Here is a 16337-nt window from a genome sequence, read left to right on the forward strand (position 1 = left end):
CCCCCGGATCGGGGCGTTTGCCGCGACGCGTCACGGTGAGTTGATAGGCAATCTGGTGGATCACGTCACGGCCGCAACGCAAGACACGGCATAGCAAGACACGGCACAGACAGGAACTCGGCATGATCGGCGCGCTCGCCCGCAAGTTTTTCGGCTCCGCAAACGACCGGCGGGTGAAGGGATACCAGTCCCGCGTCAACGCCATCAACGCGCTCGAGCCCACGCTCACCGCGCTGTCGGACGAGGCGCTGAAGGCCCGCACCGCCGAATTCCGCGAGCAGATCGCCAACGGCAAGACGCTCGACGACCTCCTGGTTCCGGCCTTTGCCACCGTGCGCGAGGCGGCCAAGCGCACCCTCGGCCAGCGCCATTTCGACGTCCAGCTGATTGGCGGCATGGTGCTGCACGAGGGCGACATCGCCGAGATGAAGACCGGCGAAGGCAAGACGCTGGTCGCGACGCTTGCGGTCTATCTCAACGCGCTGGCCGGCAAAGGCGTCCACGTCGTCACCGTCAACGACTACCTCGCCCGCCGCGACTCCGAATGGATGGGGCAGATCTATAATTTCCTCGGCCTTTCCGTCGGCGTGATCGTCCACGGCCTCGACGATGCCGAGCGCAAGGAAGCCTATTCGCGCGACATCACCTACGGCACCAACAATGAATACGGTTTCGACTATCTGCGCGACAACATGAAGTACCGGCTCGAGGACATGGTCCAGCGCAGCCACTTCTACGCCATCGTCGACGAAGTCGACTCGATCCTGATCGACGAGGCGCGCACGCCCCTGATCATCTCCGGCCCGCTCGACGACCGGTCGGAGTTCTACAACACCATCGACACCTTCCTGCCCAAGCTCGACAAGACCGATTACGACGTCGACGAGAAGCAGCGCACGGTGACGCTGACCGAAGCCGGCATGGAGAAGATCGAAACCCTGCTGCGTGACGCCGGCCAGCTCAAGGGCGAGTCGCTCTACGACGTCGAGAACGTCTCGGTGGTCCATCACATCAATCAGGCGCTGCGCGCCCATTCGCTGTTCAACCGCGACAAGGACTACATCGTCCGCGACGGGGAGGTCATCATCATCGACGAATTCACCGGCCGCATGATGCAGGGCCGGCGCTATTCCGAAGGCCTGCACCAGGCGCTGGAAGCCAAGGAGCATGTCCAGGTCCAGCCGGAAAACCAGACGCTGGCCTCGATCACCTTCCAGAACTATTTCCGGATGTACGCCAAGCTCGCCGGCATGACCGGCACCGCGCTGACCGAAGCCGACGAACTGTTCGACATCTACAAGCTCGAGGTCGTTGAAATCCCGACCAACGTGCCGGTGGCGCGTCTCGATGAGGACGACGAGGTCTACCGCACCCAGAACGAGAAATACGCCGCGATCCTGGCCGAGATCGAACGCGCCAATGCGCGGCTGCAGCCGGTGCTGGTCGGCACCGCCTCGATCGAGAAGTCGGAAGTGCTGGCCGACTATTTGAAGAACCACGGCTACAAGCAGATCGATTTCGGTTCTGAATCCGGCATGGAGAAGCTCTATGCCGCGGCGCGCGCGGGCAAGCCTGCGAAACTGTTCGCGGTGCTGAACGCGCGCTTCCACGAACAGGAAGCCTATATCGTTGCGGAAGCCGGCGTCCCCGGCGCGATCACGATCGCGACCAACATGGCCGGCCGTGGTACCGACATCAAGCTCGGCGGTTCGCTCGAGATGCGGATCCTGCAGGAGACCGCGCACATCACGGACGAGGCCGAGAAGGCCGCCAAGATCGAACTCATCAAGGCCGACATCGAGCGTTTCCGCGAGATCGTGCTGAAGGCCGAAGACGTCGTCGAAATCGAACCTGCCAAGGGTTCGAAGCCGGCCAAGACCATCACCAAGCCCGGCGGGCTCTACATCATGGGTTCGGAACGCCATGAATCGCGACGCATCGACAACCAGCTGCGCGGCCGCTCCGGCCGTCAGGGCGACCCCGGACGCTCGAAATTCTTCCTGTCGCTGGAAGACGACCTGATGCGGATCTTCGGGTCCGACCGGCTCGATACCATGCTGACGCGGCTCGGCCTCAAAGAGGGTGAGGCGATCATCCATCCCTGGATCAACAAGGCGCTGGAGAAGGCGCAGCAGAAGGTCGAGGCCCGCAACTTCGACATCCGGAAGAATTTGCTCAAATTCGACAACGTCCAGAACGACCAGCGCAAGGTGATCTTCGACCAGCGCGTCGACCTGATGAAGGACGACAGTGTCGCCGAGACCGTCGCCGACATGCGCCATGCCTTCGTCGACGATGTCGTCGCCAAGCATGTGCCCGAGCATGCCTATGCCGAGCAGTGGGACGTTACCGGCCTCAAGGACGAATTGAAGCGCGTGCTCGACGTCGACCTTCCGGTCGATGAATGGGCCAAGGAAGAGGGCATCGCCGACGAGGAATTGCTGGCGCGCATCGAGAAGTATGTCGACGAGCGCATGGCGGCCAAGGTCGCGCAATGGGGCCCCGACGTGATGCGTTACGTCGAAAAGACCATTCTGCTGCAGACGCTGGATCATCTCTGGCGCGAGCATCTCGTGATGCTCGACCATCTGCGCCAGGTCATCGGCCTGCGCGGCTACGGCCAGCGCGATCCGTTGCAGGAATACAAGTCGGAAGCCTTCAGCCTGTTCGAGGCGATGATCGCGCATCTGCGCGAGGCGGTGACGGCGCAGTTGATGCGCGTCGAGATCGTTCCGCCGGAAGAGCAGCAGCCGGCATTGCCGGTGATGGAAGCGCACAAGCTCAATCCGGATACCGGCGAAGACGAGATGGCGTTCGCCAATGCGTCCCTGGTGCCTTCGGTCGCCGCCGCCGACCGCGATCCCAAAAATCCCGCCACCTGGGGCAAGGTCGGCCGCAACGAGGATTGTCCTTGCGGCTCCGGCAAGAAGTTCAAGCACTGCCACGGCAAATACGGCTGAGCTGCTTGTGATCGTGCGCTGACATCCGTGAAGGCGGTGTCGTAGGGTGGGCAAAGGCGCGATGGCGCCGTGCCCACCATCTTCTCTCCCGATAAGTTCAGCTTGATTGGCGGGCACGCTTTCGCTTTGCCCACCCTGCGCTTCAGCGTGACGAAAGCTTACTTCATCGCCCCGAAACGGCTGTCGAACGAGTTCGACGAGATGATCGGCGCCGATCCGGCGACCTGCGCGGGAGCGGCCGGAGCAGCTGGCGCCGCGGTATCGGTCACCGACGGTTTCAGCGGCGGCCGGGCTGCGGCCTGCTTGGGTTCGGCCTTCGGGGCTGACGTCTTGGGTGCCGCGGCTTCGTGACGCGGTGGCTCGGTTCGCTTGGCCTCGATCACCTTCGGCTTCGCCGACGCGGGCGGCGGTGTGCTTGAGGTGCTCGCGGTCGCATCGCCGCCGCCAATGCCGACCTTGCGGGCCAGGCTGGAGAACCATCCGTCGGATTGTGCGGCCGGCGCGGCGTTGGCGACCCGTGTCGGGGCCGGGGTCGAGGCTGTCGGTCCGGCTGTCGGCGCGCTGGCGACCGCAGCAAGCTTCGGCTCCTGCGGCGCGCCGAGCAGGAGATTGTCGGAGGGCGCGCGCGGCGGGTTGACGTGGGAGGGGATGGTGCCGGGCGCGCGGGCCAGCGAGAGCGCCGCCAGTCCCTGGCTGTCGCCGCCTTCCGACAGCCCGGTGCTGGCTTCAGGAACGCGTGCGGCGAATATTTTGTGCATGCCGCCGTCGATACCGGTGTTGAGCCGCGCGACCGGCGTGCCCTTCGAAATCAGCTTGGCGGTTTCAGCGGCCTCGGCCTGCTGCTTCTCGCGTACGGCGTCGGCGACTTCATCGGGAATCGCATAGGCCGGGCATTTGCCCGACGCGTCGAACACCGGGTCGCGCGTGGCGTTGGGCGCCCTGATGGCGTCGAACACGTATTTCTTCTCGCAGAAATCGACCTTCGGCTCGTGCTTCGTCACCTCGAAATGATCGTAGCCCTGCTTGATCATTCGCCAGAACGGCATGTTCGGATTGTTGCGATGCTTCGCCATGTTGATTGGCGTCATCTTGAACGGATAGGCCTGTAGCTGGAACGACTTCTGGCCACCGAAGAAGGACTCGCGGCCCAGCGAATAAATTTCCGCGATCTGCTCGTCGGTCATCGCGTAGCAGCCGCGCGAGGAGCAGTCGCCATGCACCATCAGCTGCGATCCGGTGCGGCCGAGCGCCTTGTCGAATGCGTTGGGGTAGCCGGTGTTGAACGACAGATAATAGGCCGACTGCGGATTCATCTGCGCCGGCGAGATCGAATAGAAGCCTTCCGGCGCCTGGCGGTCGCCCTCTTTGACCTTCGGTCCGAGATCGCCCGACCAGCGGCAGATCGGATAGGTCTTCAGCAGCGCAAAACGCCCGGCGCGATCCTGCTTCCAGATTTCGAGTTCGGCTTCCTGCTTGAAGATCCGGACCAGAATCGGCGAGTTCAGGTCCATGTCCTTTTCGACCATGGCCTGGATCAGCTTCGGCGGGACCGGCTGGTTGGCCTTGGCATTGTTGGCCAGCGAAATCTCGTCGCTGTTGCAGCCAGTCAACAAAACGCCGGCCGCGAGGGCAGCCGACGTGATGAGCGCGCGTACCAGCGTGCGATAAATCAAAAGCTAAGCTCCACACCCATCGGGCAATTTTCGCACCCCAACCACAGCGTCATGCCCTGAAGCCGATGTATAAAATCTTACCCTTTAGGCCGATTTGTCGCAACTCGAACCCGCCGCGCAAGCCGGTACCTTGGCGGGCATGGTCAACAGACCATAAAGAACGAGGTCGGGGCATAATTGCGGCTAAATTCAACGATTTGGCGAAAAATCGGCGATTTTGCGATGGGGCTGCGGCTTTCGTGGCTCGCAGCCCCTCGATCTCCCCCAAAAGGCGAGGAATCGAAGCCGTTCAGCCCAGTTTGCGGCCGATATCGAGGAATTTCTGCCGCCGCTGCTTGCGCACCGCATCCGCATCGAGATTGCGGAAGTCGTTGAAGGCCTGGGCGATGGCATCGCCGGTGGAGGCGATGATGGCGGCGGGGTCGCGATGGGCGCCGCCGGGAGGCTCTTTCAGGATCTGGTCGATGACGCCGAATCGCAGCATGTCCTGGGCGGTGATCTTCATGCTGGTGGCGGCTTCCTGGGCCTTCGTGCCGTCCCGCCACAGGATCGAGGACGCCGCTTCAGGCGAGATCACACTGTAGATCGCGTGCTCGAACATCAGCACGCGGTTGGCGGTGGTGATCGCAATCGCCCCGCCGGACATGCCCTCGCCGGTGATGATCGCGACATTGGGCACGCCGAGCGACAGGCAGGCATCGGTGGACCGCGCGATGGCTTCCGCCTGTCCGCGTTCCTCGGCGCCGATGCCGGGATAGGCGCCGGCCGAATCAACGATCGACAGCACGGGGATGCCGAACCGGTCGGCCAGCTCCATCAGGCGAACGGCTTTGCGATAGCCTTCCGGGCGCGCCATGCCGAAATTGTGCTTGATACGGCTTTCGGTGGTGGCGCCCTTTTCCTGGCCGACCACGCAGATGGCTTCGCCGCGGAAGCGGCCGAAGCCGCCCATCAGCGCTTCGTCCTCGCCGAACTTGCGGTCGCCCGCCATCGGCGTGAATTCTGTGATCAGTGTGTTGATGAAATCGGTGAAGTGCGGCCGCTGCGGATGGCGCGCCACCAGCGTCTTCTGCCACGGCGTCAGGCTGGCATAGAGGTCGGTCAGCGCCTGCGACGCCTTGTCCTCGATTCGCGCAATCTCATCGCCGATGTCGCTGCCGGTCGCAGCCAGCGCGCGCAACTCGTCGACCTTGGCCTCGAGTTCGGCGACGGGTTTTTCGAAGTCGAGGTAGCTGCGCATCTGATCCGGCATCAAACCAATATAGGGAGGAACTTAGCTGCGGGCGAAGTGGTTTCGTCTTTGATAAAGAAGATTAGTCTCTTCAACGATTTAGCTGACGGTCGGGGCGGAGGCCCATGGCGGGTAGCGATCGAGTGAGGCTGTTTCGGGGGAGAAGGCGTCGAAGTCAAGGCGGCATACTTGCTGGATACGCGGAAGTCTACTTCTCCGCCAGCGGATGCAGGTCGCGCACCAGGCTCTTGAGCCGCTCCTCGACCACATGGGTATAGATCTGCGTGGTCGAAATATCGGTGTGGCCAAGCAGGGTTTGCACGATGCGCAGGTCGGCGCCGTTGTGCAGGAGGTGACTGGCGAAGGCGTGGCGCAGCACATGCGGCGAGACCAGCCGCGGCGCCAGCCCCGACGCGGATGCAAGCTCTTTGAGGTCGCGCGCGAAATGCTGTCGCGTCAGATGTCCGCTTTCGCCGAAGGAGGGAAACAGCCATTTCGAGGCGGGGACGTTTTTCTTCTTCTCGGGCTTCAGCGCTTCCATCGCGGCGAGGTAATCGGCCATCGCCTGCCGCGACGCCTCGTTCAGCGGCACCAGCCGTTCCTTGTTGCCCTTGCCGCGCACCACGATCATCCGGGCGTCGCGGCGCGCCGCCGACAGCGGCAACGCCACCAGTTCGGAAACGCGCAAGCCCGTGGCGTAGAGCACTTCGAGCAGACAATGCAGCCGCAGCGCGCGAAGCCGCTGCTGAGGTGTGGCGTCGGTTTCGGTGAGCTCCTTCGACCGGGTCAGCATGCGATCGACATCCGCGATCGAAAGCACCTTGGGCAGGCCGCGGCCGCGCTTCGGACCGGACAGGATCGCGGCGGGATCGTCGGTTCGCATCCGTTCGTTGAGCAGAAACCGGAACAGATGGCGCAGCGCAGAGAGACGCCGCGCAACGGTCGTGGACTTGAAGCCGCGGCAATCGAGATCTTCAAGGTAATCGCGCAGCAACTGGGTGTTGGCAGCGATGAAGCCGGATTTCGCCCGGCCGGCGAACTCCGAAAAATCCTCGAGATCGCGGCGATAGGCGTCTAGGGTGTTATCGCCGGCGCCCTGTTCCGCCGCCAGCATGTCGAGGAACAGGCTGACGAGCTTCGCGTCGGAGGTATTGTTGGTGACCATACCGAATCATATCCGATGATCCAGGCAGCGGCAGTTGTTTTTGTCAGGCGAGCGCGCTGATCGCGGTCGCTTGCGACCACACCACCATCCATTGCCGGTCGCGACATTCATAGGCGTCGGTGTGCCAGTAATCGCCCGGCGGCACCTTGTGACCTCCGAATACGACCTCGAGCCGGGCGCGATAGCGAATCAGCGTGCTGGCTGCGTACAGGCGGACAGCGATGTCACCCGGCTCCCATAGCAGATACCTGATCTGCCCGCTGGCCACCGCGCCGAGATATTCGGCTTTCGACAGCGTCGCGCCGATCGGCGTGATCAGTTGAAAGTCCGGCGCGTGCAGTGGTTCTGCCGCAATCATGTCGGCGTTGACGAGGGCACGAAGTCGTGCGCGCTCGATGTCCCGAATATGCTCCGCGTCAAGGCGGTCGCTCGAATGGGCGACGGATGAGTTCATGGCTGATTCCGCTGTTGATGGTTACGAAGGTTCAGGAGGCTGCGATCAGGCCGTGGTCGATCAGGCTTTGCGCGCTGGCGCAGATCGCTTCCTTTTCGGGTCGTGGTTGCCAGCCCAACACCCGCGTCGCCTTGGCGGCACAGACGCTGAGATCACGGTCGAGTTCATGGACGATCATGCGCGAACGTGCGCTGAACGGCGCCATCATGCGGACGACCCAGTTCGGCACTTCGCCAGAGGGCAATTGGGAGGCATAGTCCGGAAACGAGTTGGCTAGCGCGGCGGCCATGTCTCGCATCCAGAAGAACTTTCCGGCAGCGATGAAGCGCTCACCCGACGCTTCCGGATGTGTCATCGCCCGGATATGGGCGTCAGCTGCATCGCGGACGTCGACGACAGCAACGCCGAACCTCGGCACCCGCTTGAGCTTGCCGCTCATCATCTGCTGGATCAGTCCGACTGATGTTCCATAGTCCGGACCTAGCAATGGTCCGAAGATGATGCCGGGATTGATGACGACAAGATCAAGTCCGGTTTCGTCGGCGAAGGCCCATGCGGCTCGTTCGGCCAGCGTCTTCGACTTGTAGTAAGGCGTTGCCCGAAGGCTGGTCGGATCGGTCCAATCGTCCTCCGTATAGGGCGCTTGACCGTTGCCGTGGTTGGTTGCCGCGATCGAGGAAGTCATCACGACGCGCATCGTGCCAGCCTGCTGCGCTGCCCGCAGCACCCGCAAGGCGCCCTCCCGCGCGGGCCGGATCACGTCATCCTCATCCTTGGGCAGGGTTGACGGAAAGGGGGAGGCGGAGTGGATCACATAGCGGCATCCGGCGACCGCGGCATCCCATCCGGCATCGGAGCGAAGATCGGCTTCGATGAAGCTGATTCGGTGCCCGTCGGCCGCCACGTCAGGGCAGACCTGGTCCCTGATCTTGTCGCAATGCCCCATGCGGCGAACGCTGCCGCGAACATAGTACCCTTGGGCCAGTAATTGCCGGGCGATATGCCCGCCGAGAAAGCCGCCGATTCCAGTCACCAGAATGGTGACTACGCCATTTTCTAATTGCGAACCCATGTTCAGTCCTCTTTCGCATGCCTCCACAGCAGATGCGTTGATGGACGATTAGACATTAATCGTCCATTTGTCTTTTGACGTATCGGACAAGAACTGTCAATCTGTCCAAACGATGGAACTTGATGCCAAATCCAACCACATCCTTGATGCGGCACTGCCGGTGTTCGTACGTCACGGCTTTCGCAAGGCTTCGATGGCGGACATCGCACGGGCGGCGAACATTTCCCGGGCGTCCCTCTATCTGAGCTTCGGCAGCAAGGAGGAGTTGTTCCGGGCCGGATCGACGCGGGCCCATGCCAGGACGATGCGGCAAGTCGAGGCGGCGCTCGGTGGCAATGGTGATGTTTTTAGCCGGATCGAAAGCGCCATCGCCGCCTTTCATCACGGCTTGATCGCGCCATTCGCTTCCAGTTCGGACGCAGTCGAACTGTTCGAGGTCAACATGGCCTTGGCCAAGGACATCACGCTGGTTGCCCGTGCTACGCTCGTGGATCTGCTGGCGCAGGCGTTGGCCGATGCGGAAGCCGCGCGCGTCGTCGCTTTGGACCGAGTGAATTCTAAGCCGGTCGATATCGCCAACGTGGTCGTCGCAGCCATGGACGGGATCAAGCACGCGCCCGGCGACGAGGCAAAACTCCAAGCGGCGATGCAGCTTTTTATGCGCCTGCTGCGCGCCGCTATCTCTTGAGGAACTTATCCGGAGGGATGGTCACGGTCATTTCCCGTGGCTTCGGATTGACGAAATTCGCCAGCGCGAAGACCACGCCATAGCCGATGCCGGCAATAATGCCGACGACCGTCAAAAAGCGGAACAGACTGGGCATCAGGGCGCCTTGAGGGCGGGCTTGAAAGTGATCTTGGGTCGCGAATTAACCATTGAAATCATCGGGGTTTGCCGCGCCTGACTACCTACATGTTCCCCTTGGCGTTGCAAGAGTCTCTGGCATGGGTATCGGCGGGGGTAGTATAGGTGGCGCTGAAACGCGCAAAATCCGCGCAGCTGACAGAGTTTGGGATGCCCGAGCCCGCCATACCGGCACAAGCAAGCACCCCCCAGGAGGCCGAAATCGCGGCGGCACTGGGGCGGCGTTCGATCGTGCTTGTCGGTATGATGGGCGTCGGCAAATCCACCATTGGCCGCCGGCTGGCGGCGCGGCTGCGGTTGCCGTTTTTCGACGCCGATATCGAGATCGAGATTGCCCATGACGGGGTGACGATTCCCGAAATCTTTTCGAAATATGGCGAGCCTTATTTTCGTGACGGCGAGGCGCGCGTGATCGCCCGGCTGCTCGATGGCGGTCCCGCGGTGCTTGCCACCGGAGGCGGCGCCTTCATGCGCGAGGAAACCCGCAAGCGAATCGCCGACAAGGCGGTGTCGGTCTGGCTCAAGGCGGACATCGACGTCATCATGAAGCGCGTCAAGCGTCGCGCAGACCGGCCGCTGCTGCAGACCGAGGATCCGGTTGCGACGGTCGCCCGGCTGCTCGAAGCCCGCGAGCCGGTCTATCAGGGGGCTGATCTCACGATCCTGTCGCGCGACGTGCCGCATGACCGGATTGTCGATGAATGCCTGGACGCCCTGCGCGGCAGGTTGTGTGGCGCCGTCGCGCCGCCGGCCCAGGAGTCAACGACTAAAGAGTCAACGACGACGGCAACGGCTACAACGGACGGGATACGCGCGACCTCATGACGGCACCCCTGAAACACTCCGATCCCATCACCGTCGATGTTGCGCTCGGCGACCGCGCCTATGACATCGTCATCGGCCGCGACGTGCTGCAGACTCTTGGCGCGCGCGTCGCCGCGCTGCGGCCGGGCGTACGCACCGCCATCGTCACCGACCGCACCGTTGCCAAGCATTGGCTCGAACCGGCGCAAGCGTCGCTGGCCGCGGCCGGCATCCCGACATCGCATGTCATCGTCGAGGAAGGCGAGGGGTCGAAAACCTACGCCGGACTGGAGAAGGTCTCCGAGGCTCTGATCGCAGCCAAAATCGAGCGCAACGACCTCGTGATCGCGCTCGGCGGCGGCGTGGTCGGCGATCTCGCCGGCTTCGCGGCGGCGATCCTGCGCCGCGGGGTCGATTTCGTGCAGGTGCCGACCTCGCTGCTGGCGCAGGTGGATTCCTCCGTCGGTGGCAAGACCGGCATCAACTCGCCGCAGGGAAAAAATCTGCTCGGCGCGTTTCATCAGCCGGTGCTTGTCATTGCCGATACATCGGTGCTGGACTCGCTCTCGCCGCGCCAGTTCCGCTCCGGCTATGCCGAAGTCGCCAAATATGGCGTGCTCGGCGATGAAGCCTTCTTCGCCTGGCTCGAGACCAATCATTCCGGCATCTTTTCCGGCAGCGCGGCGCGCGAGCATGCGATCGCTACCTCGTGCCGCGCCAAGGCCGCGATCGTGTCGCGCGACGAGCGCGAAACCGGTGAACGCGCGCTGCTCAATCTCGGCCACACCTTTGGCCATGCGCTGGAGGCCGCAACCGGTTTCTCCGATCGCCTGTTCCACGGCGAGGGCGTTGCGGTCGGCATGGTGCTGGCGGCGGAATTTTCCGCTGGGCTCGGCATGATCTCGCCAGCCGACGCCGCACGCGTCGAGCGTCATCTGGCTTCGGTCGGCTTGCCGACAAGGTTGCAGGACATCGCCGGCTTCGCCCAGGAAGGGCTCGCGGATGCCGATACGCTAATGGCGCTGATGGCGCAGGACAAGAAGGTCAAGCGCGGCAAGCTCACCTTTATCCTGCTGGAAACTGTCGGCCGCGCGGTGATCGCAAACGACGTCGAACCGGCATCGGTTCGCGCCTTCCTGCAACAGAAACTGTCGGAATGAGAGTGGGACTATCAGGGCACATCATGGAGTCGTCGCGCGGGCCTGGTGCCGTCGCGAGGCAGGCATGAGCTCGACCGCGTTCAATCTGCTGCTTGCGTTCCTGCTGCTCGCCGCCAACGCGTTCTACGTGGCGGCCGAGTTCGCGCTGGTGAAGAGCCGCGGGTTTCGCATCAGGGCGATGGTCGAGCAGGACCGGTTCGGCGCGCGCCTGCTGCACAGCATGATGGGCAACATCGAGGCCTATCTCGCGTGCTGCCAGCTCGGCATTACCATGGCCTCGCTCGGTCTCGGCTGGGTCGGCGAGCCCACCGTTGCGGCGCTGCTCGAGCCGTTGCTGATCCCGCTCGGAATGTCGCAAGCCACGTTGCACTTCGTGTCGTTCCTCGCCGGGTTCCTGGTGTTCTCCTCGCTGCATATCGTGATCGGCGAACAGGTGCCGAAGACGCTGGCGATCAGGCAGCCGATGCCGGTTTCGCAATGGATCGCGTATCCGCTCTACTTGTCCTATCTGGTTTTCTGGCCGCTGAACTGGCTCCTCAACACCGCGTCGCGCGGAATCTTGCGGATGCTCGGCGTGGAGGAATCCTCACAGCATGAAATCCTCACCGACTCCGAGATCGAGGGGCTGGTGGAGGAATCGGCCGTGCACGGCGGCATCGAAAGCGGCGAGGCCGAATACCTTCAAAATGTCTTCCGCTTTGGCGACTTGGCCGTGTCCGACGTCATGGTTCATCGCACGGCGATGGTGATGATCAATGCCGACCTGCCGCCGGATGAGCTGGTGCGCGAGGTGCTGGCCACCGAATACACCCGCATCCCGTTGTGGCGCGACAAGCCGGAGAACATCATCGGCGTGCTGCACGCCAAGGATCTGCTGCGCGCGATCCGGGCTTCCGAAGGCGATACCTCGCACATCGATGTTTCGGCCATCATGCTGCCGCCATGGTTCGTGCCGGAGATGCGGCCTTTGTCCGAACAGCTCAAGGCGTTCCGCCGCCGCAAGACTCATTTCGCGCTCGTCGTCGACGAATATGGCGAAGTCGAAGGCATGGTGACGCTGGAAGACGTTCTGGAAGAAATCGTCGGCGACATTTCCGATGAACATGACGTGGTGGTGGCCGGCGTTCGCGCGCAGGCCGACGGCTCGGTGGTGGTCGATGGTTCGGTGCCGATCCGCGATCTCAACCGCGCCATGAACTGGCATCTGCCCGACGAAGAGGCGACCACGATCGCGGGTCTGGTGATTCACGAGGCGCGTTCGATCCCCGAGCGCGGCCAGAGTTTTACGTTCCACGGCTTCCGCTTCCGCGTGCTGCGCCGCGAGCGCAATCGCATCACCGCCTTGCGGATCGGGCCGGTGCCGCGCGAAGCCGAAGAACAGAAGCCGAGGCGGGCCGGTACGGCGTTCTAAAGCGTTTTCCAGCGAAGTGAACACCGGTTCGCGTCAAGAAAACGCGTCAAAACAAGAATCTAGTGTCCTGAGCCAAAAGTTCGTGGCATTTCAGGCCTTCGCAAGCGAGTTGTAAGCGCAGAAGCGTTCGATTGAGCGGAGAATGTCGTCGGCTGATTTGGTCCACTGGAACGGCCTTGGGTCTGCGTTGTGATGTTCGATGAAGGACGTAATCTCGGCACGTAGCGCCGCCACGCTGCGATAGATGCCGCGCCTGATTTTGCGCTCTGTGATGAGGGCAAAGAAGCGTTCGACCTGATTTGAGCCAGGACGAACTTGTTGGCGTCAGATGCACGTGCCAGCGCGGCCTCTTTGCCAGCCAGTTGCGGATCAGCAGAGTCTTGTGGGTTGCGTAATTATCCATGACGAGATGAACGTCCAGATCGTCCGGAACAACGGCTTCGATCTCATCGAGAAATTTGCGGAACTCTTTAGCGCGATGGCGTCCATAGCACTTGCCGATGACCCGGCCTGTTGCGATGTCGAGGGCGGCAAATAGCGAGGTGACGCCATGTCGCTTGTAGTCGTGACTGCGGCGCGCCGCCTGACCAGGTCGCATCGGGAACATGGGTTGGCTGCGGTCCAGCGCCTGGATCTGCGACTTCTCGTCGACGCACAGCACGATGGCATGCTCGGGTGGAGCCACGTAGAGGCCGACGACGTCACGCACCTTGGCGACGAAGTCGCGGTCGGTTGAGAGTTTGAAGGTCTCCAACCGATGCGGCTGCAGGCCGAAGGCGCGCCATATCCGCTGGACTGTCGAGACTGATAGCCCACTGGCCCGTGCCATACCCCGCGAACTCCAGTGGGTGGCGTCGGGCGGCTTCGTCTTAAGGGTGCGGACAATTACCTCTTCGATCCGGGCATCCTCGATCGTGCGCGGCGTTCCCGATCGCGGCTCATCCCAAAGACCTTCAAGCCGATGCTCGGCGAAGCGCCGGCGCCATTTGCCGACCGTGTCCTGATCAATACCCAAGTGGGCCGCAACCACCTTGCTCTGCTCGCCTTCAGCGCAGGCCAGGATGATCCGAGCCCGCAGCGCCAAGCCTTGGGCCGTGCTTCGGCGCGAGGCCAATGACCTCAACTCAGCGAGTTCAACCTCATTCAGTTCCAGCGGAGCAAAGCGTCGACCCATAGCCAACCCTCCCCAAAATGCGGAGGGTCCGCCATCTTCGAGTCGATTTCGAGTCCGCTGAACTTCAGATTCGGGACACTAGCGGTACTATTCAATATCGATCGCAACGCCGCTGAGCTTCCACGTCCCTTCCGATTCGATGAAGCCAAGCTGGTATTTGACCTGCTTGGGCGCCGTCTGGAAACGGCCTTTCAGTTTCAACACGCCCTGTTCGTCGATCCTGGCGTCCTCGTCGACAATCATTTTTTGCGCCACCACGGCGTCGAACACCGCGTGCTTCTCGACCAGGTCCTTGAACACGGCCCGCAGCTTTTCCGGCGGGAACTGCTCGCGAAACGGTTTTGAGATCTTGGCGTGGAGGACGGTGAAATTGTCGGATCCGACCGCGTCGTTCAGCGTCACCAGGATGCTTTTCACCAGCACCTCCTGAGCGGCCGGGCCGGGCATGTCGAGCGCGAAGGTCTTGATGGGACACGCGGCCATCAACGCCATAACGGCCGCAGCCAACCCCTGATGTGCCCATCGACGCATCGGACGACCTCATCTGCCGGCGATGGCATCAGTGTCGGCCCGACCCCGCGTTCTCTCGAACCGAACCATCGCGCGTCCGATTGTCTCACAAAGATGAAGGCGCTGCCACCGTCCCTGGCCGATCTTTGCACGGCATGGCGTACGCTCAGGCCAGATAGCGGATCGCTTCCGCGAGCAACCGATCCGCCGGCTCCGCCGAGGTGTCCAGCGTCAACCTTGCATCGGTCCACGCCTCATATTCGGCGCGCCGTTGTTCGACCCTGGCCCAGTCGATCTCGGCCATCCCCTCGATATTGCGGATACGGGCGTCGATACGGCGGCGGTGGATCGCCTGGTCGACGCAGATGCATTCGATGATCTTCAAATCCGCGCGATATTTTGCCGCAAGCTTTCGCCACGCCGCGCGCGGGGCCTCGACCGGATTGACCGCGTCGATCAGGACGGAATGATTGAGCCGCAATTGTTCTGCTGCCAGGGCTTGTGCGACCTCATAGGCCGCGATCCCCGTTTGATCCCGCAAGAGGCCGCCGCGCCACATCGCCGCCTCGATCGGATCGATCGACAATAGCGGCAATGAAAAATGCCGGGAAAGCCCTTCCGCCAGCGTGCTCTTCCCGGAACCGGGAAGTCCGGCCATCACAATGAGCTTCAGCGTGGTCATCGGACGCTTACATCCGTGGCAGGGGTGATATAGTCAGCGGCCCGTAGTTTCCCCGGGTGCCTGCGCCTTGATCGCCAGCGCGTGCACGGACCCCTTGAGTTCCGCGTCGAGCGTCGCATTGACCATGCGATGGCGTTCGATCCGGCTCTTCCCTTCGAAGGCCGGCGACACAATATATACCCGGAAGTGTGTCTCGCCGCCCGGCCTGTGGCCGGCATGGCCCTCATGCAGATGTGATTCGTCTGTTACGTCGAGGCTTTCGGGTACGAAAGCTTCACGCAACTTGTTTATGATATCGTCCTTGGTGCTCATGACGGCGGCATTACGTCCGGGACCGTTTTTCGTCAATGCCAGATCGGAACAGAGGTATTCGCAATGTCAAGACTTGAAGCCTTGGGCATTGCGTAGTCAAAGTCAGCCATGCCAATCGATTCATCCAAATTCTTCGACTCCATTCGCATCAAGCCCAACAAGCTGAGCGCGAAGCAGCAGGCTGCGGCGCGCGAAGAATCCGCCATGTGCGAATGGCCGGAGTGCAAGAACAAGGGCCCGCACCGCGCGCCCAAGGGCCGTGAGAACTCGAAAGAGTACTGGCACTTCTGTCTCAACCACGTCCGCGAATACAACCAGGGCTACAATTTCTTCCAGGGCATGAGCGCCGACTCCGTCGCGCGCTACCAGAAGGATGCGCTGACCGGCCACCGCCCGACCTGGAAGATGGGCGCCAACGGCGGCAAGAAGGGCAAGGCCGGCGCCGAGCCCGATATCGACGCCGCTTCCGATCCGTTCAGCATGTTCTCGGAGCTCAACGGCCGCGGCCGTTGGCGGCCTGGTCCGGGAGGCGCTGCCGGCGAGACCAAGCCCGAAACCCGAAAAGTGATGAACGCCGAGCGCAAGGCACTGCAGGTGATGGGACTCGGGCCCGATGCGACGCTGGAAACGGTGAAGGCAAAATACAAGCTGCTGGTGAAGCAGCACCATCCCGACGCCAATGGCGGCGACCGCTCCACCGAGGACCGCCTGATCGAGATCATCAAGGCGTATAATTACCTTAAGACGGTAGTGCGCGGGGCGTAATTGTTTGTCGTCCCGGCCTAGTGCGCAATTGCGCACGGGGGGCCGGGACCCATAGCCACCGTCGGTCTTTGTCTTACACGCCGGTCGTGATCTTCCTTT

15 protein-coding genes and 1 pseudogene are annotated in these 16337 nt (G+C 62.5%); 6 read left to right on the forward strand and 10 right to left on the reverse strand.

Going from position 1 to position 16337, the window contains the following annotated elements; genetic code table 11:
* Window positions 1-122 precede the first annotated feature (122 nt).
* A complete protein-coding gene (secA, locus tag JQ558_RS06430) occupies window positions 123-2960 on the forward strand; it encodes a preprotein translocase subunit SecA (protein WP_212213909.1) in 2838 nt (945 codons plus the stop codon).
* Window positions 2961-3118: 158 nt separating this feature from the next.
* Here the strand turns inward: secA and JQ558_RS06435 are convergent, their stop codons facing one another.
* From JQ558_RS06435 to JQ558_RS06455, 5 genes are all read right to left on the reverse strand, one after another.
* Window positions 3119-4633, reverse strand: coding sequence for a murein L,D-transpeptidase family protein (locus JQ558_RS06435; protein WP_212215218.1), 1515 nt, complete (start codon window positions 4631-4633; stop codon window positions 3119-3121).
* A gap of 289 nt (window positions 4634-4922) precedes the next feature.
* Window positions 4923-5885 carry an acetyl-CoA carboxylase carboxyltransferase subunit alpha gene (locus JQ558_RS06440; RefSeq protein ID WP_192736474.1) on the reverse strand — a complete coding sequence of 321 codons (963 nt, stop codon included), beginning with the start codon at window positions 5883-5885 and terminating at the stop codon, window positions 4923-4925.
* A 187-nt stretch (window positions 5886-6072) separates the two neighbouring features.
* Window positions 6073-7029: a site-specific tyrosine recombinase XerD gene (gene xerD, locus JQ558_RS06445; RefSeq protein ID WP_212293141.1), complete on the reverse strand. Its 957-nt coding sequence runs from the start codon at window positions 7027-7029 to the stop codon at window positions 6073-6075.
* Window positions 7030-7072: 43 nt separating this feature from the next.
* Entirely contained in the window at window positions 7073-7483 is a 411-nt protein-coding gene (locus tag JQ558_RS06450) for a nuclear transport factor 2 family protein (protein ID WP_212274232.1), read from the reverse strand.
* A 31-nt stretch (window positions 7484-7514) separates the two neighbouring features.
* Window positions 7515-8555, reverse strand: a complete 1041-nt coding sequence (locus JQ558_RS06455) for an SDR family oxidoreductase (protein WP_249142362.1) — start codon at window positions 8553-8555, stop codon at window positions 7515-7517.
* Between the two features lie 112 nt (window positions 8556-8667).
* On the opposite strand from JQ558_RS06455, the gene JQ558_RS06460 reads away from it, so the two are divergent.
* Complete coding sequence (locus JQ558_RS06460) at window positions 8668-9243, forward strand: TetR/AcrR family transcriptional regulator (protein ID WP_212215214.1); 576 nt, start codon at window positions 8668-8670, stop codon at window positions 9241-9243.
* On the opposite strand, the gene JQ558_RS06465 is transcribed toward JQ558_RS06460, so the two are convergent.
* Window positions 9233-9379 carry a histidine kinase gene (locus JQ558_RS06465; protein ID WP_212215212.1) on the reverse strand — a complete coding sequence of 49 codons (147 nt, stop codon included), beginning with the start codon at window positions 9377-9379 and terminating at the stop codon, window positions 9233-9235. The two genes, JQ558_RS06460 and JQ558_RS06465, sit on opposite strands and share 11 nt — an antisense overlap.
* Before the next feature lie 191 nt (window positions 9380-9570).
* Between JQ558_RS06465 and JQ558_RS06470 the strand changes: the two genes are divergently transcribed.
* The 3 genes from JQ558_RS06470 to JQ558_RS06480 all read left to right on the forward strand — a co-directional run bounded on the left by JQ558_RS06470 (window position 9571) and on the right by JQ558_RS06480 (window position 12795).
* Entirely contained in the window at window positions 9571-10245 is a 675-nt protein-coding gene (locus JQ558_RS06470) for a shikimate kinase (RefSeq protein ID WP_212293142.1), read from the forward strand.
* Window positions 10242-11384 (forward strand): 3-dehydroquinate synthase, encoded by a 1143-nt coding sequence (gene aroB / locus JQ558_RS06475; RefSeq protein WP_212215209.1) that lies wholly within the window; start codon window positions 10242-10244, stop codon window positions 11382-11384. The genes JQ558_RS06470 and aroB overlap by 4 nt, the downstream gene beginning before the upstream one ends.
* 64 nt (window positions 11385-11448) lie before the next feature.
* On the forward strand, window positions 11449-12795 hold the full coding sequence (locus JQ558_RS06480; protein WP_212215207.1) for a hemolysin family protein: 1347 nt from the start codon (window positions 11449-11451) through the stop codon (window positions 12793-12795).
* A 59-nt stretch (window positions 12796-12854) separates the two neighbouring features.
* Here the strand turns inward: JQ558_RS06480 and JQ558_RS06485 are convergent.
* The 4 genes and pseudogenes from JQ558_RS06485 to JQ558_RS06500 all read right to left on the reverse strand — a co-directional run bounded on the left by JQ558_RS06485 (window position 12855) and on the right by JQ558_RS06500 (window position 15473).
* Window positions 12855-13969 (reverse strand): annotated as a pseudogene (locus JQ558_RS06485) (IS630 family transposase).
* 87 nt (window positions 13970-14056) lie between these two features.
* Window positions 14057-14500 (reverse strand): hypothetical protein, encoded by a 444-nt coding sequence (locus JQ558_RS06490; protein ID WP_249142363.1) that lies wholly within the window; start codon window positions 14498-14500, stop codon window positions 14057-14059.
* Between the two features lie 145 nt (window positions 14501-14645).
* Window positions 14646-15161 (reverse strand): ATP-binding protein, encoded by a 516-nt coding sequence (locus JQ558_RS06495; RefSeq protein WP_212293143.1) that lies wholly within the window; start codon window positions 15159-15161, stop codon window positions 14646-14648.
* A gap of 33 nt (window positions 15162-15194) precedes the next feature.
* Window positions 15195-15473 carry a BolA family transcriptional regulator gene (locus JQ558_RS06500; protein ID WP_212209772.1) on the reverse strand — a complete coding sequence of 93 codons (279 nt, stop codon included), beginning with the start codon at window positions 15471-15473 and terminating at the stop codon, window positions 15195-15197.
* Window positions 15474-15581: 108 nt separating this feature from the next.
* Between JQ558_RS06500 and JQ558_RS06505 the strand changes: the two genes are divergently transcribed.
* The gene (locus tag JQ558_RS06505) at window positions 15582-16238 is read left to right on the forward strand and encodes a J domain-containing protein (RefSeq protein WP_212037041.1); all 657 of its coding nucleotides are present in this window, start codon (window positions 15582-15584) and stop codon (window positions 16236-16238) included.
* The last annotated feature ends 99 nt before the right edge of the window (window positions 16239-16337 follow it).

The organism is Bradyrhizobium sp. AUGA SZCCT0160 (genome assembly GCF_018130105.1).
Classification (GTDB): domain Bacteria; phylum Pseudomonadota; class Alphaproteobacteria; order Rhizobiales; family Xanthobacteraceae; genus Bradyrhizobium.

What these genes read in the sequence shown, in the direction of transcription:
- secA (WP_212213909.1), top strand. Translation starts at nt 123, where the DNA reads ATGATCGGCGCGCTCGCCCGCAAGTTTTTCGGCTCCGCAAACGACCGG.
- JQ558_RS06440 (WP_192736474.1), bottom strand. Translation starts at nt 5,885, where the DNA reads ATGCCGGATCAGATGCGCAGCTACCTCGACTTCGAAAAACCCGTCGCC.
- xerD (WP_212293141.1), bottom strand. Translation starts at nt 7,029, where the DNA reads ATGGTCACCAACAATACCTCCGACGCGAAGCTCGTCAGCCTGTTCCTC.
- JQ558_RS06450 (WP_212274232.1), bottom strand. Translation starts at nt 7,483, where the DNA reads ATGAACTCATCCGTCGCCCATTCGAGCGACCGCCTTGACGCGGAGCAT.
- JQ558_RS06455 (WP_249142362.1), bottom strand. Translation starts at nt 8,555, where the DNA reads ATGGGTTCGCAATTAGAAAATGGCGTAGTCACCATTCTGGTGACTGGA.
- JQ558_RS06460 (WP_212215214.1), top strand. Translation starts at nt 8,668, where the DNA reads ATGGAACTTGATGCCAAATCCAACCACATCCTTGATGCGGCACTGCCG.
- JQ558_RS06465 (WP_212215212.1), bottom strand. Translation starts at nt 9,379, where the DNA reads ATGCCCAGTCTGTTCCGCTTTTTGACGGTCGTCGGCATTATTGCCGGC.
- JQ558_RS06470 (WP_212293142.1), top strand. Translation starts at nt 9,571, where the DNA reads ATGCCCGAGCCCGCCATACCGGCACAAGCAAGCACCCCCCAGGAGGCC.
- aroB (WP_212215209.1), top strand. Translation starts at nt 10,242, where the DNA reads ATGACGGCACCCCTGAAACACTCCGATCCCATCACCGTCGATGTTGCG.
- JQ558_RS06480 (WP_212215207.1), top strand. Translation starts at nt 11,449, where the DNA reads ATGAGCTCGACCGCGTTCAATCTGCTGCTTGCGTTCCTGCTGCTCGCC.
- JQ558_RS06490 (WP_249142363.1), bottom strand. Translation starts at nt 14,500, where the DNA reads ATGCGTCGATGGGCACATCAGGGGTTGGCTGCGGCCGTTATGGCGTTG.
- JQ558_RS06495 (WP_212293143.1), bottom strand. Translation starts at nt 15,161, where the DNA reads ATGACCACGCTGAAGCTCATTGTGATGGCCGGACTTCCCGGTTCCGGG.
- JQ558_RS06500 (WP_212209772.1), bottom strand. Translation starts at nt 15,473, where the DNA reads ATGAGCACCAAGGACGATATCATAAACAAGTTGCGTGAAGCTTTCGTA.
- JQ558_RS06505 (WP_212037041.1), top strand. Translation starts at nt 15,582, where the DNA reads ATGCCAATCGATTCATCCAAATTCTTCGACTCCATTCGCATCAAGCCC.